This window comes from Burkholderia sp. Bp9090 (genome assembly GCF_003857985.1).
Taxonomy (GTDB): Bacteria; Pseudomonadota; Gammaproteobacteria; order Burkholderiales; family Burkholderiaceae; genus Burkholderia.
In genome coordinates, this window is record NZ_QTPV01000013.1 from 1 (window position 1) to 24,683 (window position 24,683).

The window sequence follows — 24,683 nt, forward strand, 5'->3', positions numbered from 1 at the left end:
CAGCCGCGCGGGCTTCCAGCGCCAGCCGAGCACGACGAGCGCCGGCACGGTGCCGATCATCACCGCCTTGTCGTAGTCATTCATGTGTTCGTTGTAATGCACGAACGCATGGCCTGCGCCCGCCACGAGTGCCAGGGCGAACAGCCAGTCGATGACCGACCGGCGTGCGAGGAACGGACGGTCGTCGCCCGGCCCGCACGCGCGAACCGCGGCCGGCGCGCGAAGTCGTCGAGGCAGCCGATACAGTGACGCGGCAACGGACATCATGCCGCCGCGTGACGATTGAATGGCTTTCATGAGCGTCACCAGGATGGAACCATCGGATGCAAATAAAAAGAGGCGCCCCGCCCCGGGGGAGACGAGACACCTAAACGATCGCCGCCGGCGCCGCTCGTCTGCCCGCCCCGCGGCACCTGCCGCATGTGACGCCGGTTCGGCGCCGGCGGCTCATTGCTCGACCGACGGGCTCGCCGGGCTCGCCGGAGCGTCGGCTTCCGGCGGAAAGGCCTCGACATAGGCCGCGACCGCGCGCATTTCCTGCTCGGTCATGTTCGCGCACACCCCCTTCATCACCGCACCGCGTGGGCGCGTGTCGGTTTCCCGGAAAACCCTCAGCTGCTTCAGCACGTAGTCCGCGTGCTGGCCGGCGAGCCGGGGGAACCCGGTCATGCCCTCGCCATGCTGGCCATGACATCCGACACAGGCCGATACACCCTTGTCCGGCAGTCCCGACACGAAGATCGCCTTGCCCGTGTCGAGCAGCAAGCGATCGCCGACCTCGCCGAGCACCGCCGGCTGGCTCGAGAAATAATCGGCGAGCTGCTCGATCTGCGCATCGGTCAGATGCGTGAAGCCCCACATGTAGCGCTTCGCATTCGGATCGGCGCGCGCGTGATGCTTGAAGTCGGTCAACTGATCGACGAGGTATTCCTTGCGTTGCCCGGCGAGCTTCGGAAACATCGGCGATACCGACACGCCGGTCGCGCCATGGCAGTTCGAGCACACCTGCAATGCAATGGTCTTGCCCGACACGGCCGGATTGTCGACTTCCCGCGACCGCTCCAGGTCGTGACAACCCGATGCCGCCAGCACCAGCGCAAGCCAAGCGAAATGGGTCACCTTGTTCATGTCAGCGCTCTCCCTGCCGCAATGTCCGTCGCCCCGCCGGATGTCAGAACGAAGCGAGCCATAGATAGATGAACAGCGTGTCGTTGTCCCTTGCATTGCGTCCGTTGCCGTCGTAGTTGGTCGTCGCACCGAGGAACTTGGTGAAATGCGTGTACTGGATACCGATGCGCACGCGCTGATCAGGTATCCAGAATATTTCCGGCGTCCATCCCTGCGTATTCGGATGGAAGTTCGCGCTCGCCGCGTAGGCGGCGCTGTCCGCGGTCCCCGTCGTATTGAAGAACGACAGGCTGACGCCATACTTGGCCTGGTAGATGTACGACGCCTTGAGCCGCAACGAATTCAGGTTCGCCGCCGTGTTGTCGCTCACGACGAAGTTGTTGGGATCGTGAATGTTCTCGCGCACGTAGCGCGCTTGCGCGGTGATCGTGTGCGGCTCCAGCAGGTACTGGTACTGCGTGTCGAAACCGTAGTCGCGATAGCGCGTCACGCCCGTGCCGAAGATCGGGAAACTGTTCGGGTCGTTCGGATAGACGTTGACGCTCAGCCCGAACGCGCCGACCATCAGGCTGTGCGGCCCCCATTCGCGCGTCAGCGCGATGCGCGCATACGGGTTGTAGCCGCGCAGATAGACCTGCGGGTGATCCGGGTTGCCCGCGTGGTTGCCTTTGCTCAGGAACGACCAGATGCCGTCGGCCGTGCTGTAGGCGGTCAGCTCCGCATAGACCGTCTTGTTCCAGTACAGGTAGCCGCCCATGCCGACGACCTGCATCTCGAGACCGCCCTCGATGATCGGCGTGACCGGAACGCCGGCCACCGGGCTGATCGCCGAGCCGATGTACGGATAGCTCCAGGCCGGCGCGGTATTGAAGACGTCCTGCACGGTCGGGTTGTTGTGCAGCGTCAGGCCGAGGATCAGATCGTTGGCGGGTGACATGATCCGGTCGACGAAGCGAAAGTCGGTGTTGTCCGATGCCCACCAGCCTTTCCATTTTCCGTTGGCATCCTGATGATCGTAGTTCGCATAGGTGAACTGCGCGAAGCCGCCGAGATGGTCGGTGATCTTCCCGGCGAGGAACACGCTCGCGAAGTCGAAGATCGGCAGGCCGTTCTTCGGCGTGACCGGATTGCCGCTGGCGTCGCTGTTGGCTCGCGTCTTGCTCATGTCGGCGACGGCCATCGCCGCGAGCGGAATCGTGCGCTCGCCCAACGTATAACCGTTCAGCTTGAACATGCGCCCGTACGGCGTCAGTTCGGGAAACTGGCCGCCGGCATGGCACGCGACGCAACTTTGTCCGGTCTGGCGCGCGAAGATCGGCAGCGCGTGCCCGACGGACGCCTGCAGCAGCGCGAGCGCCGCGATCACGATCATCCCGCCGCGATGCGCCCAGCGATGACGCGTGTCATGCCCGACAAGAAACGTTGTCATGGCGGTTTCCCTCCTCACGCCGTGTGGCCCGCGCTGCGCCGGAACGTCGCGCGATGTCTCCATTGTGCGAAGCGTCCGCGAAAACCGGCATGGGGAGACTTCCTCCATACGCGGTCTGATTCCTACTCCATCCATCTCGACGTGCGCGCTCCGCTCAGGGAACGATCCAGCCTCCATCGGCGGCAAGCGTCGCGCGATCCGGCCCGGCGAACCGCGCGATATAGCCGCCCTTCGATGCGAAGCGCTGCCCGGGCGCGAGCGTCAGGCGCGGGTAGTAGCCGGTCAGGATGCGACGTTCGAGCATGTCCTCGATGCGCTCGACGAGATACTCGCCCACGAACGCATCGACCAGATGCTTCAGCGTCTCGGCGAGCAGGCCGCATGCGAGATACGTGTCGGCCTGCACCTGCGGCGCGACCATCGGGATGTGCCGGATCGTGAACCAGCCGAATGCGTAGTCGACGCGCACGCGCCGCCCCTCGGGCAGGTCGAACGGATAGGCGACGCGCGTCACGCCGCGCCAGCGCGTCGGCAGCGGCGTGCTGTCGAGCCCGCCGAGCAGCCCCGACATGAACACCGTGTCCGACGCGGGCGGCACATGCGCGAGCGCCGCGAGGTCGGGCGGCCGCAGCCACAGCACGAGCGCATCGTCGCGCGGCATCCCGTGCAACGCATGTGCGACATCCTCGTGAGGCGCAAGCGCGCGATTCGACACCGCGATGCCGTGCGCCTTCAGCGCGGCGGCCAGCGCCTGTGCGCCCCGCTCGCCGTTGTCGCCCGCGCGATAGACCTGCTTGACCGTCTTCGCCGGCCGCGCACCCGCTTCATCCAGGATGCGCTTCGCGATCAGGTCCGACTCGAGCAGCACGCCGCGCGAGAAGTACACGGAATAGAAATCGTGATCGGTCTCGACCGGCACCTCGACGTTCGGAAACAGGCACGGCACGGCCTGCTGTTCGCAGAAGTCGTGAACGGGCGCCCAGTTCCTGCCGCCGAGCCCCGACACGACGGCCAGCACCGGCTGTCGCGCGAAATACTGCCTGAGCTGCTCATGCCACGTGTCGGGCGGGCCGGTGAGCGACCACACATGAAGCTCCCAGCGCCGATTGACCATGAACATCATTTTTCGCGTCGAGCGCAGCGGCGGCGTCGCGCCGATCGGAAACGCGTTCTTGTCCGCGAAGTAGTGCTGCAGGACGTCGAGCATGCCCGCCCGCTTCACCGGGTCCGCATCGGGCGTGACGATCGTCGCGAAATGCAGCACCGTGTCGGTCACGCCCGACGGCCGGCGGCGATCGAGGCGCTTCAGATAGGCCGTCAGCGCAGCCATGTCGGCATCGCCGAGCGCGTACTGCGGCATCAGCCTGCCGAGCGGCTGGCCATCCGGGGCGGTCCCGTCGCGCACGGCCCGCGCGAGCCGTTCCTCCGTGTACGGTTCGCGATCGGTGCGCATGCCGGCAACGTACGGGATGTCGAGATCCTCGGCGGTTTGCGCGCGCGGATGCGCCAGATAGCGCCACGTGATCGGCGGGACCGTATTGTTGCCTTCCTTCGAACCGAGGCCGCTGCGCCGGTGGCAATTGATGCAGGCGGCCGCCGCGCCGCGCAGGCGCACGCCGTCCGGATGCACGGCTTCGAGCGGCGCGCCCGAACCGAGGACGCCGCGCTGGTAGATCGCCTCGCCCGCGTCCGCCCGCGCAACGGGCACGGGCGCGACCGGCGCGACAGGCTCGGCGGCCACCACCTCGTCGCAGCGCGCGTAACCGGCGGGCGCGCACAGCGCGGCCAGCAACATCCAGCGCGCCAGCCTCCGGCTCACGGCAAGCGGACGCGCCGCCACGAGGGCGCGCAGCCGCTGCCGGATGCCGTTCATGGCCGCGCCGTCGGCAGGCCGGCACGCGGCGGCGCCGGCGACACGCTCGCATCGATCGCGACCGAACGGCGTCCGCCCGGCGACGCGGGCCGGGTGAAGATCGCATCGTCGAGCGGCGGATTCAGCGACACCTTGTCGATGACCAGCGTGTCCCTGTTCGGGGAAGCCGCCGTATGGCTTTCGATCCTGAGCGGGATCTGCAGGCCGTCGATGGCCTTGAAATCGCTGTAGCTCACTTCGACGGTGACCGGGCCGCGCGGGCCGCGCAACTGACGGTCGAACTTCACGTCCAGGAACGTGCGGCCATCGATCCACACATGGCGAACCGCGCCGGAAGGCAGCGTCACCGCGAGGCGGTATGCATCGTGGCCGCCGATCTGGTCGACCCCTTCCAGCGCCACGCCGACGCCCTTCGCGTCGTGATCGATCAGCGGCCCGTCGATCACCTGCTCGTCACGCGCCGACCTGATCTCGTCGCTCGAATACGGCCGCGGACTCGCGCCCAGCTTCCAGCCTTCCCTGCCGTCGAAGACACGCACACTCTTCTCGTTCAATACCGTCAGCTCGAAGCGCGTCTTGTTCGGCCGCTTCATCGCGAGGACGAACGGCATGTCCCGCACGGGGGCGTTCGCGCTGTCGACATGGCCGAACCAGACCATCGTCCGGACCTTGCGCCATGCGTCGAGCCCGCCCCGCGCGGCGACATTCTTCTCGACGATCTGGTCCGCGGTGAGACCCTGCCCCGGTACTTGCTTGCACGCGCACAAGGCTGCCGCCATGCAGCCGGCGAGCACCCACGATTCGATTCGCTTCATGGCCTCGGTCCTCGCCCGATCGTCCGGCTAGCGGCTCGACACCCTGGCCGCCCCGAGCTGCGGCTTGCCGAACGACGCATCGTCCACCGGCTGATTCACCGCCACGTGATCGATCGTCAACTTGTGCGTGCCCTTCACGCCGGCAACGGCCGTCTCGAGCGTGTGCGGCACGACGATTCCCCCCTCCTTGCGGAAGTCGCGGAAGAACACGGAGACGCCGTGCGTCCTGCCGTCGAGCACGCGCGGCTCGCCGTCGATCTTCAGCTCGAGGAACGTGGCCGCATCGATCCAGACGCGACGCTCCGCGCGCTCTTTCGTCGTCACTTTCAACACGTAGGCGCGATGCCCTTCCACCGTTTCCGAGCCGATCAGCTGAACCGTGCTGCCCTTGCTCGCGTAATCGACGAGCGGCCCGTCCAGTTCCGCGGACTGCGCCGCCGATTTCGCCTCGGCCGGCGTATAGGGCTCGACTTCGTCACGGCCGAGGAACGGCCGGACTTTCCAGCCCTGCGCACCGTCATAGACCTGGAACGCCGTCTGCCCGTTGAAGCGGACTTCGAAGCGACTCTTGTGCGGACGCTTCATCGTCATCACGAACGGCAGCGCGGTGTTCTTCTTGCCGCCGGCCTCCATCAGCCCCGACATGGTCAGCGTGCTGACCGTGCGCCACGCTTGCAGCCCGCCGCGCGCCGCCACGTTGCGCTCGACGATCTGCGGCGCGCTCATGTGCGCCGCAAACGCGGCCTTGGCCTGGGCCGTCCCCGCGGTCGAGGCCGCGAACGAATCGGGAGCCGATACCAGAAGGCCCACGGCCGAAGCCACCGAAATCGCCATCAAAAGATACCGTGTCATGAGTGATCTCCTCTTACTATGTCGAGCAACGCTGCCGCGCGGTCATTCGACCACCAGCCCGTCGATATGGAACGACCCGATCAACACGTTGACGCGCTCGCCGGGCTTGATCAGGTTGCCCTTGTTCGAGAACACCATCCAGTACTCCTGGCCGGCCTGCGGCGGACCGCTCTGCCGCAGCGGGCCGATCTTGTCCATCACCGGAATGTCGAGCAGCGCGTGGCTCGTTTGCCCATACAGGTGCGGCATCGCGTTCTTGTCGCCGAGCCCCTTCGCTGCCATCGGATCAGTCACGCGATAGCTGAAGCGAATCAGGTTGTCCGACGCGGTATGACGCACCCGCATGTTGTCGATGCCGCGCGTCGCCTGGTAGTAGGTCTTTGCGTGCTGCGGCAGCTTCACCGGCCGATACGGCGAGTGGTTGGCAGGCGCCGGCTGCCCCCCCCGGTGAGCCGCCGGCGCGCCCTGTTGGGCCGCGGCAGACTGGGCCAGCGCTGCGGCGAGGCACGCGGCGCCTGCGCACAGCGCCGCCTGCTGCGTCAAGGAACGTGGATGTCTCATGGTGCTACTCCAGTCACCGTAGCGGGTATCGCCAACGGTGCAATTGTCATCGCGGGGACGGCGAGCGGCGTCGCGGCGAACGGCGTCACAGTCAGCGGCGAGCCGTGCAGCAGGAGCAGCAATGGGTTCCCCAGCCCGATGGGGTCGGTCAGAAACGCCTTGAGCACAGGGTTCGAAGTGAATTCGACCGCGCCGATGTCAAATCCGCTGCCTCCCGGCCTAAGTTGAGGCCTCGGCGTACCGAAAATGTCATGGTTCGGTGCGCCAGCTGACGCGGCGGTATTGACAGCAGGCGAGTTCGCCGTGATTTGATAGTTCCCCAGCAAAGGCATTAGCGTCCCTCCGCTCGAGTAAGCAGCGGCATTGTTCAGCGACAGCGGACCGTAAGCCATGTTGACCCAGTTGTTGCCTTCATCCACCGTCGCCGCCGGAGTCAGGTTGAACACGGGGTTGGGTAGTGTCGCGTCCGAGATGCCTGGAGCCACGTTGTAGCCTAACCCTCCGTTTTCCGGTGGCACTCGTGAACCGTTGCAGTACTTGTTGACAAAGGCAGGGTCACTCGGTGCCAAGTTCCCATTGCCGGCGTAACTACCGCTGAAGCTCGTCAGGATCGAATTCACCGGGTGGAGTGTGAACCCTGAGTTATGGTTGGTCGGTCCCGTGTCGCCACGGATACCGATGTCCCAATAGTTCGCCCCACTTGGGCAGTTACCCGTGGAGGTTTGATTCAAGGTCGGAACCAGTGTGACGAGGTGCTGCTGGTTCAGCAGATTGGGACCGAAATCACCCACCGTAATGTTGAACGTGCGGTTTTGCCAGAAAAGGTCGTTCTTCAGAATCGGATAGGAAATCTGTCTGCAGGCCGTAGCAGTCGGATAGCCTGCGGGGCAGGTTACCGTCGCGGGCAACGACGCGATCAGGTTCGAGGTATGTCTCATCGCAACCAGTCCTGCCGCCTGAGGCGTCGATGTCGTGACCGGGTTCACGCAACTTGGATTCTGAGGTTGGGTCGGGTCCGGGTTCGGTGTGCAGCTGGAGCCGTTCCCGCTTCCGGCAGCAGGTGGTGGCGTGTTGGTACTGGCGGCTCCGAGCGTGTTGAAGAGCACTCCCGACGAAGCAGTCGTATCGTTGGAAACGACCGTGTTGTTGATGAAGCTCACCCGCAACGCATCCTGGAGCGAGACCCCGCCGCCATCCCAGCCTGCAACGTTATTCGCGATGATGTTGTTGGTGACGGACACGCCATACCATTTGGCGGGTGAGGTGGCGTTACGGGCCACTTCGGTGCCATTGATGCTCTGCATCCGCAGGCCGCCGCCGCTGCCGCTCTCGGCGCTGTTACCCATGATCAGGTTCGAGTCGATCACGAGGTTGGGCCCGATGCCATCGCTAAGCATCGGCGGACAATCAATATCCACAGCCGAGTTTTCACAAACCGATCCGTCGGGTGGTGAGCCCATGATCGACAACCCACCACCATGAGTCGGGATGGTCGGGTTGAAACTCTGGTTGAAGAGGAACCAGTTGTTCGAGATATTGGCGTTGGCGCTAAACCCGAAGTGGGCGAAACCACCGCCGTCGCCACCGCTCATATTGCCGCAGACCCAGTTGTAATTGAACCGGTAGCTGTCGGCCCCGGTGCACATGGTGACGCCACCAGCCGCCTCCGGCGTGACTGAATTCAGTTCATCTCCAATGGAGGAGTTCTGCGTGATGGCGTTGTGATGGAGGCTCACGTTCCTGTTGAACCCGAACGGCACCTCATTCCCGTTTGCGTCAATGGTCGCATCTGGGGTTTCCATTTGGCCGACGGTGATGCCGCCCGACAAAGTCCCCGAATTTGCGTAGATCCGGTTGTTGGAAACCTCTGTGAAATGATTCCACGCGTGAAGGAAGACGCCGCCACCACCCGCGGAGCTGTTGGTGAAGCTCATGCCATCGATGCGCGACGGATTGCAGAGGAAATTGCTCCCGAAGAACGGTGAAGTTGGGCGACAGTCGCTGGTCGCGTTGAGCTGGATACAGCCATTGGCATCCAACGCGTCGCAGACGCCTGGCGTATTCCCGTTCCTGAGCCCTTTGCCCAGGACCGTGATGGCCGCGCCTTCATAGGCTCCCATCAGCGTGGGCTCCTGCAACAGTTCCGCAAGATTGCCATTGAGGGCGGGGTCCCAGCCGACCAGGGGCTCGAGCGGGATCGGATCCGCCTTCCCTTGCATCGTTGCGGAACACGAGAAATTGCCGGCCGGATCATACGGATTCGTGCTGCTGATGAACCCGCCGTTCAACGACAGGCCAAACAGACAGTTGACCTGACGACGCCAGAAATCCAGCTTGCCCGCCGGATGGGCATTCGCGTTCACCGTCACAGAAGACGCGCCGACGCCTTGCAGCCTCACGGGCTTCCACATGAGCAACATTTCGTTGTATGTGCCCGGGCCGACGATGATCAGATCACCCGAGGCGGCCTTGTCGATGGCAAGCTGGATCGCGTTGTCGGCAGACACCCCGCTCACCGCGCCGCCGGAGCTGTTCACGATGGAGGTTGGCGTTACATACGTCGGAGGCTTGCCCGCGACCGTCACGGTGACCGTGTCGATCGACCGCTTGCCGTTGCCGGCGGTGACCACCAGTTCGCCGCAGCGGTAGTTGGCCGCCGCCAGACCGGTCACGCCGCTTTGCGGCAGCGTACAGCTCGACTGCGGCAAGGTCAGTTGAGGCACGATAACCGTGATCGACGTGTCGCTCCACGCAGTAATCGGCGCAGGTACGTTACCGATGGTTACGCTCGAAACCGCCGCGCAGCTTCCGCCTACGCTGGTGCACTGTTGCCCGAATCCGTAGTGCCGTGTAATGAACTTCTGGTTAAACGGAGCGGACGTAGCCGCTGGCCCGGAGTAGGCGGGATTGGGCACGTTCGTATCATCACCTCGCGCCGTGATCGTCAATGTGTGCCCAGCACCGGCCCCGCTCACCCAAGGCCCTGTGCCACTGGCTCCCGCAACCGCACCAATCGTATCGTTGCCGATCACTTTGGCGACGGCCGGCGTTGCATCCGGGTACTTGCAGTCCGGCGCGGTATAGCTGTCCGCGAAGGCCGCAGTGGGTATCACCGGCGTATCCATGTACGCTGTCTGACCCGGCATGAACGCCCATTCATAGCAGAACTGGCTGTAGTTCGTGTTGTACAGAGGATCGGTCATCGTCTGGCCAGGATGCAGTGGATCGGGAATCGGGCCCGGGTCGTTCATGCAGGTGATCATCATCGTCGGCGCGTATCCCGTCGGGTTGGGTGGGTTGACCTCCCAGCTCGAATAATTCAAGCCGTTGAAGAATCCCCACTGGTCCGAATAGAAGCGTGCAACTTCGTTTCCGTTGAAATCCTTGAATGAGACCGGCAGGTTGGGGACGGCAAATTTCTCACCGAATGCTGGCGAAAATGGATCGAACTCCGAAGCGAAGTCGTTCGTGATAATGCCGGTGAAATGGGCTGCCACATGCGTCGAGCTGAAGACGTAGAACTTGGCCAACGCCGACGTCTGGTCCGCGAGGGTGACTTCCTTGCGATCGCACAGGTGCCGCGAAGCTCCCGCGAACGGCGCCACTTCATGAGAGCCCGGGAATAGGCTGATGTAATCGGGCACGACGCGCAGCGCCCCGACGCAAGGCCAGAATGATTCGACACTACCCGTGTCACCTTCGTGACGAGGCGAAGAGCCGAGATCCGTGGTCGAATTCTGCGCGTTGTACGAGTTGAAGGTCGCGTTCATCGCTGCCTGATCAGGCAGGATGAAGATGTTACCCAGACCGCCGAACTGCTGCGTCACCGGCGCGATGTAGTTGTCGCCAATCAGGATGTTCTTGTCTTCTTCCTTCACGAGCTCATAGCCCGGCGGCACCACCACTTCGACCACGTACTTGCCCGAAGGCAGCATCGGCGTGCCGTCGTCCGGGTTCGCCACACAAATCGTGCAGTTCGAGCCTGGGCGCGATCCGGGCGTGCCGTTGACTGATCCGGCGCCCGTGGGTGCTCCGCTGTGCGGATCCCGGCCAATGATGCTCGGAAACTGGTACATGCCGTCGAACGGCGCCGGCTGTACCTGATTGAACGCGTGCATGCCGTCATAGCACTTGAACTGGCTGTCGTTCGGCAGCGCAGTGTCAGGATTGAGCCACTGCCTGCTGCCCTTCAACGTAAAGAAGAAGGGACTGGTGGCGTCCTGGCCCGGGCAGTTCATGTTGGGAATGCCGTCGGAACGGAAGCCTTGCGCCCAACGGTCCCAACTGCTGGTCTGGGTAGTGTCCACCAGCGTCAGGCTGGTGGTTCCATCGGCAGCCGTGCCCTCCTTATAGAGGTTGACCGTGACGTTCGGCACATTCGGCGTCCAGCTCAAGTGGAGCAGCAGCGCGGGATCGTCGAATGGGCGCGTCGAGGCATAGACTACCTCACCCTTGATGCCACCGTTCTCGCCAGCAGCGAAGGGTTTCTTGCCAAACTCCACAAACTCGGCGTTGCCGATAAAGCCTTGCCAGCCCTCGGTGGTCACCCATGGAGGATCAATGCGGCCGGTGGAAGGACTGGCGGCACTGCTGCCCGGGCCATTCTGGATCGAAAAGCCGCTGCAGTCGGCGTTGTCACAGTACACGGCGCCAGGAATCCGCAGATTGGCGGGAAGATGGTTGGTTTCCAGCGTGTTTGCAAGGCCGCTGGCGATGGCGGAGGTACCCCCGCCATGCCCGTCCGCGGGCCCGCCGGCGTCATAGACCACGTGAACACCCGTCTGTTTGAAACGTGTGGTGTCAGCCTCGAGCGTAAGCCAGTTGAAGTACGGAAAGATCTCGTTAAAGCCAGCGAAACCGTTCAGATCCGTGTTGTTGAAGTTCGAATAGCTGCCGTCGCGGAAACGGATGTTGGTCGGAACCAGGGCGAGCCCAGGATCGTCGTCGTGCGACACGCCGTCCCCGTGGAGGTCGATGAAGGTCCGGGTGTAGAAATTCGTGCGCCACTGCTGCATCGGAACGTCTCCCATGTCGACATTGCCGCCCGACACCGCTACTGGCACCGAAAGGCCATCGACGAGAAGGTCGTTCCACTGGTCGAAAACAGTGACTCTCCAGGAACCATCGGGAATGCCCGTCAGCGTAAAGGTCCCATCGCTGTTGCACTTGGTGAACGCGAAATCTTCGGCATCGGGGTCACCCAGGCTCACGTAGCACTGCGTGAAACCATAGGCATCGTTCGAACCGCTGCTATAGAGCCTCTCGTCTGGTGACCGGCTTATGCGCGCCATCGTGACTTTACCCTTGACCGTATTGGTGCAATGAGCCGTTGCACTGGCGCAGACATCAGCCTTCCGGGCATTGATGATTTTCGGGTTGGCAAAGCCGATGGAGACGTGATATCCGGCCGGCCCGAACTCCTGGAAGTACGCGGGCTCGCCGGCCTTGATGAAAGCCTCGTGACTCTTCGTACCATCCAGGGTGTTGGTCTGGAGCCACTCTTCGCCACGCGCAATCCGGTCGGCGCCAGGCGTGGCCACCACTTCGTAGAGGCCGGGGTACAGGTTGGCAATGACCGCCTGACCTTCGAGTGGCGAAACCGTTTTGCCGTCCGACTCAAAATGCGGACAGGTGACGATCATGCCCACCAGCCCGTCCGGATTTGTTGAAATCGGGCACGCATCCAGTCCGGTGCGTGGATCCTTTGTGCCTGCCAGGCTATTCGACAACGGCATGTTGAACATGTCATAGGTTGGCTGTCCGGTCGAATCACCAAATCCGCCCGCTTGGTCAAGGAGCGTAATCGCGAACCCTCCGAGCCCAGGCTCCTGGGTTGCCACGGTTGTGTCAGCTCCGCCGCCAGCGTCGTTTTCGCCGTTGAGCGGGAAGTCATCCTGAAATACAAACACCGCTATCTTCGCTGTCGGCAGAGGCGTCTCCTGCGGCGCCACGGTGACGGCCTTCGCCCCGCTCCCGGCCGGGATTGGTGCGCCGCCCATCGTGTGGCCGCAGGTACCGCTTCCGGGAGCCCAGTTTGAACTGGTGGAGCTATAGGGTCCGCAGTCCACATCGATGTTGAAGGGCCTTGATTTGCCGCCGCCCAGATCCACCGGAGCGCCTGCGCCGGCAGTGAACGAGTTGCCTGCATCGCCCGGCAGGATCGAGATGTAATAGCGCTTCGTCGGGTCGAGGGCGACCTGGCTCGGGTTGACCGGCACCTGTTGCGCGGCGCTCGTGCGGCACACGCCGTTACCGACGTCACACACGGCTGGCTGGTTCAGGACAGTCTGCCCGGACTCGCAGGCCACCGTGCCGACGCAGCCTGCAGCAACCACGGGCATGGAGCTGGTATGGAAGTTGGTGCCGAGGCTCGGCACCGGCTGCGGCGCCGCCGGACAACCGGCCGGGCGCGGCGTCGTGTTCACCTGGCAGCGCGGATCGATCTGGAAGGTACGGTCTTCCTCGATGATCCAGCGATAGTCGGTAATCGCTGCTCCATTTTTTGGATCCTTCACCGAAACGGCCAATCCGCTGCCGCCTTGGAACGTCACCGTCACGGTTGCAGGGGCACTCGCGGTGTTCTGCGAGTTGACTGCCTTATATTGAAAGGTCACCGTGGCGGTAGACGCACCAACGGGCGCAGTGGTCGGGGCTGCCGTAAAGGACCCATCCGCGTTCAACGTGACTGTGCCGCCTGTAGGACCGCCGGCAAGAGCCGCGGTAAGTGGCAGGCCTGAAGGGTCGCTTGCGTACGCCAACACGCCCGTTGGGCCGACCTGCAGCCGGGACGCGACGTTGCTGGTGAAGCTTGCATTGTTGGCCGTGGGCGCGCCACTCAGGCAGCCGGCCGCAGAGGTGCAGGCTGCGAGCGTCACGGTCGCGCTGATCGCGGGATTGCCGTTCGCCTGATACACGAAGCTGTCGGACGTCGTGCCGCTGTTCGGCACATAGTTGAACGTGCCGTTTGCGTTCAGTGTCACCGTGCCGCCGGAAGGCGGCGTCTTGATCTGCACGCCGTACACGCCGACGTCATTGGCGATCAGTCCGCGCGATGGATCTGTCACGGTCAGCTGATTGCCCGCGACGAGGAAATACTTGTCAGGATTGGCGACCGCATTCTGACCGCCGCCTCCCGCCGACGGCAACGCGCCACCGTTGACGCTGACATAGGCCTGCATGCCGCCGTCGCGCTGGTTATTGGTGGACAGGCTCAATTGCCGGTCGAACACCGGCAGTGCGAGCGCGCCCGTGGCCGGCGCGTTGATCATCACGTCGTTGGTCTTGCCGGCCGCCATGAACACGGTCGACTGCACGCGCCGATTGCCTGGCAGCAAATTGCCGTCCTCGGCAACCAGCGATACGCCTGACACCGCGGGGCTGCCAGTTTGCGAGCCCACTATCGACGGAATGTGCATCCGAAGCCCGGCGTTCACGAACCGCAGAAGCACCTGGCCGGTCGACGCGGGCGCACTCGCGGGGAACGACGACAGGTTCGGATGCGTGCTATCGAAGGCGACGCCGTTGATCAGGTAGTAGCGCGGATCGTAGTTCACCACTGGCGGATAGCAGGTGCCGAACGAAGCGGAGTGCGGATCGCCGCACCCGCCCGACAGACCCGACCAGACTTTGGTTTCGCTGAAGCCAGAGGTCGTCACGGCCGCCGCGACCGCGACATTCTGCAACGGATCGATTTCACTGAGCACGAGCGGCACATCGGCATCGTAGCTAACACCCGGATAAGCGAGCGCACGGGTCGCACCGTTAGCCGGCGTCCGGACCACCAGCACGCCGTAGAGCCCCATCGGCCCCTGGATTGACGGATGCGTGCCCGATTCGATCAGATAGGTGCCGGGCCTCAGGTTCTGCCAGGTCAGCACCCTTGTGCTTCCCTTGGCCACCTCGGTCGAAAACGACTGGACACGGGGGGCTTGCTTGGGCGGCGTGAACGTTGCGCCGCTTCCAGTGCCGGCAATCGGCCAGGTCGTCGCAGTCTGCGTCGGATGCGGCGGGCTCGCCGTATTCGTCGCCGTCGTGCCCAGACCGCCGCCCAGCTGGCCGACGATGACGAGCGAGGTCGGCACCGAGCCGGGCAGGCTATTGGTGAGATTGATCGTCAGCGGTCCGGGCGGCACGGTGATCACGATTGGCGACCAGTTTGCGCCGGCGCCGGGATTCGCCGCCGCGCAGGTGGCGGGCGCCACCGCAGCCGCGGAGCAGGTGTAACCCCACATCGGCACTGTCTGCCCGTCGGGCAATACAGCGGTCGAGGTCTTCGCTGTCAGCGTGACGTTTTGCGCGAAAGATGCCCCACTGGCCGCCAGCAGAACAGTCGCCGCGGCGCCTGCCTTGAGCAGGTCGGAGAGCATCGCCTTGAACTGAGTGGATCTCATTGCAATTCTCCCCGCCTCTAGTTGCCTTCGTTGATCACGAAGACTTGTGGATCGACGAGCATCATCATCATCATTCCGCCCGGGAAGATGTTGTTCGTGGTGATCTCGCGTTCATTGTGCGAATGCCACATGAATGCAAAGCCCGCTTCGCTTCCCGGCGGATTCGCGATCGTGCCGCTCGGCGGTGTCGTGCCGGTCGGCGAGGTCCCGCGGATCGTCGCATCCGGTCCGAGATAGGGACTGCCGCCATACCACGCACCGTTCGTCAGGATGTGCGAGTCGGGCAGCGTGACCGGTCCGCCGCTGCCGACGTTGCCGAACGGATGCGCTTCGAGCGCCTTGTTGTGGTCCGCGCACCATTCGTAGTAGTTCGGCGCCGTCGGGTCCGCGGTGTAGTAGCCGTTCGCATCGGGAATGCAGACGCTGCCGTCGCCGGGCTTGTGCCCGTAGACGTCCCAGTTGAGCCCCTTGCCGGTCCAGTAGAAGATGCCGTCCAGGGTTTGGCCCGGCGTCGTGGTCGTGGTGAACAGCAGCGGGCCCGCGACCTTGGTCGCGTCCGACTGGGACAGCAGCAGGTTCCCGTCGCGCGCGAGCACGCGGACGTGGTTGCCGTGCTCGTGGAACGGATGCTGCCAGCGGCCCGTGCCGATGATTCGCAACAGCACCAGCTCGCCGGGGTGCATGTGCGGATTGCCGTTGTAGGGCTGATGCGGATACTGCATCGCATAGTTCGGATCCATGTCGTCCGGCATCGAGCGGCCGTTGATCATGAAGTACGCGGGATGATAAGGCTCGGTCTCGACGGTCATGCAGCCCGTCGGCAGCGTGCACGTCTTCGCGGCCTCCTGCTCGGCCTGCGCATGGATGCGCGGATCCATTTCGGAGAACTGAAAAAGATACTCACGGTCGTAGCACGCCGATACATGGTTGTATGCGGCCGCCGCGTTGCGGTAGTCCGGCTGGCCGTCGGGCAGCGTCGCGGCGACTGCGCGGCACCCCGCCGGCACGGCAAGCACGCTCGGCGCCGACGTCGGCAATACGATGATCGCGCCATAGAGGCCCATCTCGATCTGCAGGTCGCCCCGTGTGCCGCTGTAGTAGGCATGCGTGCCGGGCGTCGCCGCGACGAAACTGTAGGTGACCGTGTTGCCGTGCGCCGCCTCGCGCGTGAGCAGCCCGGGCACGCCGGTGAGCGCGGCCGGACACGAGCCGTCGGGATTGAGCGCCGCCGCGCACACCTGGAACCCCTGAAACAGGATCGACGTGTTGCCCGCGGCCGCGGGCAGGTTGTTCGTGAGCGTCACCGTGATCACGTCGCCCTGCCGCACGATCAGTGTCGGCCCGGGAATCTGCATGCTCGGGCAGCTCGCACCCGTGATGCCCGCCGGCGAGAATCCCGCCGGCGCCGTGCGGCAGCCGTAGCCCCACGAATAGACGCTCGAGCCGTCCGGCTGACTGATCCGGCTCGCTTCCGCGCTCAGGTCGAAATGCGTGCCGGTGATGCCCGGCGCGGCGGCCAGAACCGGCCCGCAGAGCAATGCGGCAAGCATCGCCACGGCGAGCCGTACGAGCCGTCCGGCACCCGTGCGCATTGCGGTCCGGATGTCATGAGTGAAGTGGCCCACGATATTTCTCCTAGATGCAGGACTTCGTAGCCGGATCGAGCGCGGCGGGGCAGATGCGGACCTCCGTCATCAGCCCTCCGAAGTTCTCGGCGTCGTTCGACAGGTGATCGAGATTCGGCGTGTAGAGGTAGTAGACCGACCCCGGCGCGTACGTCGTCGTGTCACTGGCATCGAGAATCACGTCGATGGATTCGCCGCCGCCGAGCGTGATCGAGTTCGTGTAGTACGTCATGTCGTTGCCGGCCATGTCGCGCAGCAACCGCGCGTTGACGCCGATCACGTGCATCCTCACGCCCAGCGACGCGAGCGTCTGGAATTCGGTGACGTCGAGATCGGAAATCCTGAGCAGCGCGCGGCCGCCTGCCGGGATATTGATGATGGTCGGCAGCGGCTGGGAAACATGGGCCGTGCCGTCGGCCACCGGGGTCTGCATCGGCCCCTGGGTCACCGTGTCCGGATAGCTGCGCCCGTTCAGCATGAAGTACTTGTCCTTCATGTCGGTGAACGGTTCCGGATTGAACGTCATCCCCACGAAATGGAAGTTCGGATCGAAGCCGTGTATCTGCACCGGATACTCGACGTCGTACGCAGTCGAACCGTCGCCGTCGTTGTACGCGTAGAGCGTCGGCTTGCCGCTCTTGTCGTTGACGTGCAGCACGCCATTCGAAGGCGGCAGCGGCGTCGAGCACAGAATGTCGTTGCCGCACCGGGTGCGAAGATCGTCTTGCTGCGCTACCAGCGCGGCGTACAGCGACTTGCCGGACGGCACCCGGTTCTGGCGCGGCCGCACGAAGATCTGGCCGACCATTCCCATCTGGAGGTGCTCCGGCGGCGTGATGTGGCAGTGCCAGAAGTAGGTGCCGGCATCGGGCGCGAGATAGTAATAGGTAAAGCTGCCGCCGATGTTGATCGCCACCGACGCATCCGGCACGCCGTCATAGAACGACGACGCATTCGGATAACCGTGGAAGTGCACCGTGTGCTGCTCGAACAGGTCGGGGCGCATGATCATGCCGACGTTCGTGAGCGTCAGGAAGAACTCGTCGTCCTCGTCGATCGCCATCTCGGGCGCCGGCATGTTGCCGTTCATTACGCCGATATCCATGATCGGACGCGGATCCACGTGGCCGGTCAACTGGCCCGGGGGCGACGATTCCGGGTCGGGCACGAGGCCGACCGCTCCGTTGTAGGTCGCGTCGGTTCTCGGATCGCCGACCGTGTTGAACACTGCCGCGAATTCCGTACCGGCGCGGCCGGCCTGGATGTCGGCAATGCCGGACAACGGGCCGAAGGCAAACAGGTACGTCTGCGTGCCGTCGGCCATCGTGGCATACCCGTCGCCGCCCGAGATCTGCTGACACTTGATGGCGCCGTTGACGATACCGGTCGGCGTGGAGTTCGGCCCGGTGAAGGACGGTCCGATGTAGGCGGGCTCCGCACCACCGGCCGGCAGTGCCGTCGGATGCGACGGCGTGGTGAACGGACATTGAACGCGAAACGACTGGGCAAACGAGGGAACGGCGCACATCAGGAGCAACAGTGCCGCCACACTGCTGCAACACGCGCGGGTACTGAACATATGACCTCCATCCAAGGGGTCCGCCAGCGACACGCGCTGGACGTCATGCTCTGCTGCAGACGCGGGCCGCGAAGCTTTCACGGCCCGTACCGGCATTCTGCGGACGCGCGCGCAAGGCCGGGATGGGTCACCCTCCTACTTTTGCATAGGGGGTCCCCGGCGAACGGGGGCATCGTTTGCCGCACGATCGGCCCACACCGCGCGGGCATGCCGGCGGCGCGGCCAGCCGATGATCGAAATGACGGAAACGAGGGTCCGGCGCCGAACGACGCGGCGATTCGGGGGAGGATGGCTGGCGACGCGGTAGACTTCGCTGTGGCGAAACCGCGGCGTTCAGGCCCTGATGGCGGGCTTGCCGGGCTGCAACGGGAAACGACGGGCAAAAAAAAGCGCCACGGAGACCGTGGCGCTAAAAAAGTTCTAGCCATTCCGAGGGCCGTGCTAGAACCTGAGAGACTGCGCGAAACACCGTTGCCGGTTAAACTCCTGAAACGATGTTTCGAAAACGTGAGACATTCTTTCCGTTTCCGCCCGACAAGTCAAGCGGTATTTGCACCGGTTTGTTCACTTTCCGGCAATGCTCATTTGAGCACTTTCCTAATAAACCAAGGGTGAACCCGTAAAATCTCATCCGATGAACGATTCACCCATGGAACATGCATCTTTTGACAATCATCCTACAATACCAACAAAATGAAATCGAGTTTCGGAAATAGAGAGAATCCCTCGTGTCGACATCTGTAACGCCTCCCGCGCCCCGAGACCGCGAATCGTCGCCGGACGAGATCACCGCGCTCGCCCGCGGCCTCGCCGTGCTGCGCCGCATCGCGGCCGCCGACGCCCCGGTCAGCAACCGCGAGCTGACCGAATTGACGGGCATCCCGAAACCGACCGTGTCGCGCATCACGGCGACGCTCGTCAGCGCCGGCTTCCTGTTCCAGCTGCCCGACAGCGAGCGCTTCGTGCTGACCGCGTCGGTGCTGGAGCTGAGCCACGGCTTCCTGCGCAACTTCGACATCCGCGCGCGCTCGCGGCCGTTCATGATCGAACTCGCCGAGCGCACGTCGCTGTCGGTGCACCTCGCGGTGCGCGACCGGCTCGACATGGTCGCGATCGACGTGATCCGGCCGCGCTCGGCCGTGCTCGTCACGCGCCTCGAGATCGGCTCGCGGATGGACATCGCGCGCACCGCGGTCGGCCGAGCGTATCTCGCGGCGCTGGAGGACGACGAGCGCCGCACGCTGCTCGACGCGCTGCGCGCGACGGCCGGCGACGACTGGCCGCACGTATCGGCGCGCCTGACCCCCGGCCTCGAGGACGCGATGCGCGCCGGCCACGCGATCGCGATCGGCGAATGGCGCGAAGGGCTGAATGCGGTCGCGGCCGGGTTCGTCGGCCCGTCGGGCCAGCGCTATTCGGTGAACTGCGGCGGCGCATCGAGTCAGTGCCCGCCCGAATGGCTGCAGGAACACGTGGTGCCCGCGCTGCACGAGTGCATCGCGAAAATCACCCGCGAGATCGGCGGCGCGCCGGCCCGGCGCAGCGCCGTGTAATCGATCCGTCATCGCCCCGTCGCGTTCTGTAACGACCGTAACCCGTTGAAAGATCGACGACTGGACTGTAACGGGGACGGGACGTAGGATCATGCCCATCGTCGCGCCGCATTCGCGGCGCGCACCGCTCTTTTCTTTTTCCGCGCAGACCGGAAGGGCCCGGACCGAGCCGGCCTTCCGGCACCGCATGCCCCTGCGCCGCCCAGGCCTGTTTTCCAGCCCGGTTTCGAGCCCGTTTCCCGGCCTGCCGAGCCGTCTTCCTGACAGAACCCGATGGACAATCAACAAAAGCCCACGCCCCCTTCGAAGGATCCCGCCTCCCCCGTCGCGCGCCGTCCGCGCCGCACGCTGGTGATCGGGTCGCTCGCGGTCGTCGTCATCGGCGGCCTGCTGTGGTGGCACCCGTGGAACCGCACGCAGGCCGACGCGCAGGCGGCCGCCAGCGCAGCCTCCGGCGCGAGCGCCGGCGGCGGCCATCGCGGCCGCGGCGGCCCCGCCGCGATGGCGAACGTTCCGCAACCGGTATCGGTCGCGACCGCGACGCAGGGCGAGATGCCGATCGTGCTGTCCGCGCTCGGCACCGTGACGCCGCTCGCGAGCGTGACGGTCAAGACGCAGCTGTCGGGCTACCTGCAGTCGGTCGCGTTCCAGGAAGGCCAGATCGTCAGGAAGGGCGACCTGCTCGCGCAGATCGACCCGCGCCCGTACCAGGTCGCGCTCGAGAACGCCGAAGGCACGCACGCGCGCGACTCGGCACTGCTCGCGACGGCCCGCCTCGACCTGAAGCGCTACCAGACGCTGCTGTCGCAGGATTCGATCGCGTCGCAGACGGTCGACACCCAGGCATCGCTCGTCAAGCAATATGAAGGAACGGTGAAGACCGACCAGGCGGCGATCGATTCCGCGAAGCTGAACCTCGCGTACGCGCGCATCACGGCGCCGGTGTCGGGCCGCGTCGGCCTGCGCCAGGTCGACCCCGGCAACTACGTGACGCCGGGCGACACGAACGGGATCGTCGTGATCACGCAGCTGCAGCCGATGAGCGTGATCTTCACGACTTCGGAAGACAACCTGCCGCAGATCGTCAAGCAGGTGAACGCGGGCCGGAAACTGTCGGTCACCGCGTACAACCGCAACAACACGGTGCCGCTCGAGACGGGTTCGCTCGCCACGCTCGACAACCAGATCGACACCAGCACCGGCACGGTCAAGCTGCGCGCGACCTTCGATAACAAGGAAGGGCTGCTGTTCCCGAATCAGTTCGTGAACGCGCGGCTGCTGGTCGACGTGATGCGCGATGCGACGATCGTGCCGACGGCCGCCGTGCTGACGGGCTCGATCGGCCAGTTCGTGTACATCGTGAAGCCCGACAACACGGTGACGGTGCGCAAGGTCACGATCGGCCCGGTCGACGGCGAGCGCACGAGCATCGTCAGCGGCGTCGCGCTCGGCGAGCGCGTGGTCACCGACGGCTCCGACCGGCTGCGCGAAGGCGCGAAGATCACGATCCCGGCCGACAAGCCGAAAGGCGCGTCGGGCGCGCACGGCGCCGGCGCGGCGTCCGGCGCATCGGGCGCGGCCGCCCGCCGCGGCGGACACAAGCACGGCGCGTCGCAGGCAGCGGCCCCCGCGGCCCAGTAACGCGCGGGCCGCTCGATGAATCCATCCCGCCTCTTCATTCTCCGGCCGGTCGGCACCGCCCTCCTGATGGCGGCGATCATGCTGGCCGGTCTCGTCGCGCTGCGCTTCCTGCCGCTCGCCGCCCTGCCCGAGGTCGACTACCCGACGATCCAGGTCCAGACCTTCTATCCGGGCGCGAGCCCGGAGGTGATGACGTCGGCGGTCACCGCGCCGCTGGAGCGGCAGTTCGGCCAGATGCCGTCGCTGAACCAGATGTCGTCGCAAAGCTCGGCCGGCGCGTCGGTGATCACGCTGCAGTTCTCGCTCGACCTGCCGCTCGACATCGCCGAACAGGAAGTGCAGGCCGCGATCAACGCGGCCGGCAACCTGCTGCCGTCCGACCTCCCGGCCCCGCCGATCTACGCGAAGGTCAACCCGGCCGACGCGCCGGTGCTGACCCTCGCGATCACGTCGAAGACCCTGCCGCTCACTCAGGTGCAGGACCTGACCGACACGCGTCTCGCGATGAAGATCTCGCAGATCGCGGGCGTCGGCCTCGTCAGCCTGTCGGGCGGCAACCGGCCGGCCGTGCGGATCCAGGCGAACCCGACCGCGCTCGCGCAGTACGGGATGAACCTCGACGACCTGCGCACGACGATCTCGAACCTGAACGTGAACACGCCGAAGGGCAACTTCGACGGCCCGACGCGCGCGTACACGATCAACGCGAACGACCAGCTCACCAGCGCCGATCAATACAACGACGCGGTCGTCGCCTACAAGAGCGGCCGCCCGGTGATGCTGACCGACGTCGCGAAGATCGTCGCCGGTTCCGAGAACACCAAGCTCGGTGCGTGGGTCAATGCGGAGCCCGCGATCATCCTGAACGTGCAGCGCCAGCCGGGCGCGAACGTGATCGCGACCGTCGACGCGATCAAGGCGCAGCTGCCGAAGCTGCAGGAGACGCTGCCCGCCGCGCTCGACGTGCAGATCGTCACCGACCGCACGACGATGATCCGCGCCGCCGTGCGCGACGTGCAGTTCGAGCTGCTGCTCGCGGTCGCGCTGGTCGTGCTGGTGATGTACCTGTTCCTCGCGAACGTCTACGCGACCATCATCCCGAGCCTGTCGGTGCCGCTGTCGCTGATCGGCACGCTCGCGGTGATGTACATGGCCGGCTTCTCGCTGAACAACCTGTCGCTGATGGCGCTCACCATCGCGACCGGCTTCGTCGTCGACGACGCGATCGTGATGATCGAGAACATCGCGCGCTACGTCGAGGAAGGCGACACGGGCCTCGAGGCCGCGCTGAAGGGCTCGAGACAGATCGGCTTCACGATCATCTCGCTGACGGTGTCGCTGATCGCGGTGCTGATCCCGCTGCTGTTCATGGGCGACGTGGTCGGCCGCCTGTTCCACGAGTTCGCGATCACGCTCGCGGTGACGATCGTGATCTCGGCGATCGTGTCGCTCACGCTCGTGCCGATGATGTGCGCGAAGCTGCTGCGCCATTCGCCGCCGCCGGAGAGCCACCGCTTCGAGGCGCGAGTGCACCGCGCGATCGACTGGGTGATCGCACGCTACGGGGTCGCGCTCGAATGGGTGCTGAACCGCCAGCGCTCGACGCTCGTCGTCGCGGTGCTGACGCTCGTGCTGACCGGCCTGCTCTACGTGTTCATACCGAAGGGCTTCTTCCCCGCGCAGGACACCGGCGTGATCCAGGCGATCACGCAGGCGCCGCAGTCGATCTCGTACGGCGCGATGGCCGAACGCCAGCAGGCGCTCGCGGCCGAGATCCTGAAGGATCCGAACGTCGCGAGCCTCACGTCGTTCATCGGCGTCGACGGCAGCAACATCACGCTGAACAGCGGCCGGATGCTGATCAACCTGAAGGCGCGCGACGCCCGCTCCGAATCGTCCGCGCAGATCATCCGCGACCTGCAGCAGCGCGTCGCGAACGTGACCGGCATCTCGCTGTTCATGCAGTCGGTACAGGACCTGACGATCGACTCGACCGTGAGCCCGACGCAGTACCAGTTCATGCTGACGAGCCCGAACCCGGACGAGTTCGCGACCTGGGTGCCGAAGCTCGTCACGCGGCTGCAGAAGGAGCCGTCGCTCGCCGACGTCGCGACCGACCTGCAGAGCAACGGCCAGTCGGTCTACATCGAGATCGACCGCGCGAGCGCCGCGCGCTTCGGCATCACGCCGGCGACCGTCGACAACGCGCTGTACGACGCGTTCGGCCAGCGCATCGTGTCGACCATCTTCACGCAGTCGAACCAGTATCGCGTGATTCTCGAGTCGGAGCCGAAGGAGCAGCATTACGCCGAATCGCTGAGCGACATCTACCTGCCATCCGCGGGCGGCGGCCAGGTGCCGCTGTCGTCGATCGCGTCGTTCCACGAGCGGCCGTCGCCGCTGCTCGTCGCGCACCTGTCGCAGTTCCCGTCGACGACGATCTCGTTCAACCTCGCGCCGGGCGCGTCGCTCGGCGAGGCCGTGAAGGCGATCGGCGCCGCCGAGCAGGACATCGGCCTGCCCGGATCGTTCCAGACGCGCTTCCAGGGCGCCGCGCTCGCGTTCCAGGCGTCGCTGTCGAACCAGCTGTTCCTGATCCTCGCGGCGGTCGTCACGATGTACATCGTGCTCGGCGTGCTGTACGAGAGCTACATCCACCCGATCACGATCCTGTCGACGCTGCCGTCGGCCGGCGTCGGCGCGCTGCTTGCGCTGATGATCACCGGGCACGACCTCGACATCATCGGGATCATCGGGATCGTGCTGCTGATCGGCATCGTGAAGAAGAACGCGATCATGATGATCGACTTCGCGCTCGAAGCCGAGCGGGTCGAAGGCAAGCCGCCGCGCGAGGCGATCTACCAGGCGTGCCTGCTGCGCTTCCGGCCGATCCTGATGACGACGCTCGCCGCGCTGCTCGGCGCGGTGCCGCTGATCGTCGGCGCGGGTGCGGGCTCCGAGCTGCGCCAGCCGCTCGGGATCGCGATCGCGGGCGGCCTGATCGTCTCGCAGGTGCTGACGCTGTTCACGACGCCGGTGATCTACCTCGGCTTCGACAGCCTCGCGCGCCGCGTGCGCGGCTGGTTCGAGCGGCACGGCCCCGGCGCCGATGCCGGCAAGCACACGGGTGCGTAAATGAACCGCCCCCCACGCTCACTTCGTTCGCGTGGGGGGGCGCAGCCCCCCCATCTCCCGAAAACGCATCCGTCGGAACACGCGGCCGCCCAGCGAGTGCCA

12 protein-coding genes and 1 pseudogene are annotated in these 24,683 nt (G+C 65.1%); 3 read left to right on the top strand and 10 right to left on the bottom strand.

Annotated elements, in window-relative coordinates; translation table 11 throughout:
- The 10 genes and pseudogenes from DIE16_RS14565 to DIE16_RS14610 all read right to left on the bottom strand — a co-directional run.
- Window positions 1-264 (bottom strand): annotated as a pseudogene (locus DIE16_RS14565) (c-type cytochrome biogenesis protein CcsB); the annotation flags it as partial.
- Window positions 265-447: 183 nt separating this feature from the next.
- Entirely contained in the window at window positions 448-1,128 is a 681-nt protein-coding gene (locus DIE16_RS14570) for a cytochrome c (protein ID WP_124892521.1), read from the bottom strand.
- 43 nt (window positions 1,129-1,171) lie between these two features.
- Window positions 1,172-2,557 (bottom strand): cytochrome C, encoded by a 1,386-nt coding sequence (locus DIE16_RS14575; RefSeq protein WP_260434388.1) that lies wholly within the window; start codon window positions 2,555-2,557, stop codon window positions 1,172-1,174.
- Window positions 2,558-2,711: 154 nt separating this feature from the next.
- Window positions 2,712-4,430 (bottom strand): c-type cytochrome, encoded by a 1,719-nt coding sequence (locus tag DIE16_RS14580; RefSeq protein WP_185735469.1) that lies wholly within the window; start codon window positions 4,428-4,430, stop codon window positions 2,712-2,714.
- Complete coding sequence (locus tag DIE16_RS14585) at window positions 4,427-5,245, bottom strand: hypothetical protein (protein WP_124892523.1); 819 nt, start codon at window positions 5,243-5,245, stop codon at window positions 4,427-4,429. The genes DIE16_RS14580 and DIE16_RS14585 overlap by 4 nt, the downstream gene beginning before the upstream one ends.
- Before the next feature lie 27 nt (window positions 5,246-5,272).
- Window positions 5,273-6,097 (bottom strand): outer membrane lipoprotein-sorting protein, encoded by an 825-nt coding sequence (locus tag DIE16_RS14590; protein WP_124892525.1) that lies wholly within the window; start codon window positions 6,095-6,097, stop codon window positions 5,273-5,275.
- Between the two features lie 42 nt (window positions 6,098-6,139).
- The gene (locus DIE16_RS14595; RefSeq protein WP_260434389.1) at window positions 6,140-6,658 is read right to left on the bottom strand and encodes a hypothetical protein; all 519 of its coding nucleotides are present in this window, start codon (window positions 6,656-6,658) and stop codon (window positions 6,140-6,142) included.
- Window positions 6,655-15,048 carry an Ig-like domain-containing protein gene (locus DIE16_RS14600; RefSeq protein WP_185735470.1) on the bottom strand — a complete coding sequence of 2,798 codons (8,394 nt, stop codon included), beginning with the start codon at window positions 15,046-15,048 and terminating at the stop codon, window positions 6,655-6,657. Before DIE16_RS14600 ends, DIE16_RS14595 begins: the two co-directional genes overlap by 4 nt.
- Before the next feature lie 17 nt (window positions 15,049-15,065).
- Entirely contained in the window at window positions 15,066-16,640 is a 1,575-nt protein-coding gene (locus DIE16_RS14605; protein ID WP_124892592.1) for a multicopper oxidase family protein, read from the bottom strand.
- 43 nt (window positions 16,641-16,683) lie between these two features.
- Entirely contained in the window at window positions 16,684-18,252 is a 1,569-nt protein-coding gene (locus DIE16_RS14610) for a multicopper oxidase family protein (RefSeq protein WP_124892526.1), read from the bottom strand.
- Window positions 18,253-18,980: 728 nt separating this feature from the next.
- Here DIE16_RS14610 and DIE16_RS14615 point away from each other — a divergent pair.
- From DIE16_RS14615 to DIE16_RS14625, 3 genes are all read left to right on the top strand, one after another.
- On the top strand, window positions 18,981-19,805 hold the full coding sequence (locus DIE16_RS14615; RefSeq protein ID WP_124487387.1) for an IclR family transcriptional regulator: 825 nt from the start codon (window positions 18,981-18,983) through the stop codon (window positions 19,803-19,805).
- A gap of 273 nt (window positions 19,806-20,078) precedes the next feature.
- The gene (locus DIE16_RS14620; protein WP_124892528.1) at window positions 20,079-21,446 is read left to right on the top strand and encodes an MdtA/MuxA family multidrug efflux RND transporter periplasmic adaptor subunit; all 1,368 of its coding nucleotides are present in this window, start codon (window positions 20,079-20,081) and stop codon (window positions 21,444-21,446) included.
- Between the two features lie 15 nt (window positions 21,447-21,461).
- The gene (locus DIE16_RS14625) at window positions 21,462-24,581 is read left to right on the top strand and encodes an MdtB/MuxB family multidrug efflux RND transporter permease subunit (protein ID WP_044848932.1); all 3,120 of its coding nucleotides are present in this window, start codon (window positions 21,462-21,464) and stop codon (window positions 24,579-24,581) included.
- The last annotated feature ends 102 nt before the right edge of the window (window positions 24,582-24,683 follow it).

Excerpts from the sequence above, each read along its gene's own strand:
- DIE16_RS14620 (WP_124892528.1), top strand. The coding sequence starts at position 20,079 with ATGGACAATCAACAAAAGCCCACGCCCCCTTCGAAGGATCCCGCCTCC.
- DIE16_RS14625 (WP_044848932.1), top strand. The coding sequence starts at position 21,462 with ATGAATCCATCCCGCCTCTTCATTCTCCGGCCGGTCGGCACCGCCCTC.
- DIE16_RS14580 (WP_185735469.1), bottom strand. The coding sequence starts at position 4,430 with ATGAACGGCATCCGGCAGCGGCTGCGCGCCCTCGTGGCGGCGCGTCCG.
- DIE16_RS14610 (WP_124892526.1), bottom strand. The coding sequence starts at position 18,252 with ATGTTCAGTACCCGCGCGTGTTGCAGCAGTGTGGCGGCACTGTTGCTC.
- DIE16_RS14590 (WP_124892525.1), bottom strand. The coding sequence starts at position 6,097 with ATGACACGGTATCTTTTGATGGCGATTTCGGTGGCTTCGGCCGTGGGC.
- DIE16_RS14600 (WP_185735470.1), bottom strand. The coding sequence starts at position 15,048 with ATGAGATCCACTCAGTTCAAGGCGATGCTCTCCGACCTGCTCAAGGCA.
- DIE16_RS14585 (WP_124892523.1), bottom strand. The coding sequence starts at position 5,245 with ATGAAGCGAATCGAATCGTGGGTGCTCGCCGGCTGCATGGCGGCAGCC.
- DIE16_RS14595 (WP_260434389.1), bottom strand. The coding sequence starts at position 6,658 with ATGAGACATCCACGTTCCTTGACGCAGCAGGCGGCGCTGTGCGCAGGC.
- DIE16_RS14575 (WP_260434388.1), bottom strand. The coding sequence starts at position 2,557 with ATGACAACGTTTCTTGTCGGGCATGACACGCGTCATCGCTGGGCGCAT.
- DIE16_RS14605 (WP_124892592.1), bottom strand. The coding sequence starts at position 16,640 with ATGCGCACGGGTGCCGGACGGCTCGTACGGCTCGCCGTGGCGATGCTT.
- DIE16_RS14570 (WP_124892521.1), bottom strand. The coding sequence starts at position 1,128 with ATGAACAAGGTGACCCATTTCGCTTGGCTTGCGCTGGTGCTGGCGGCA.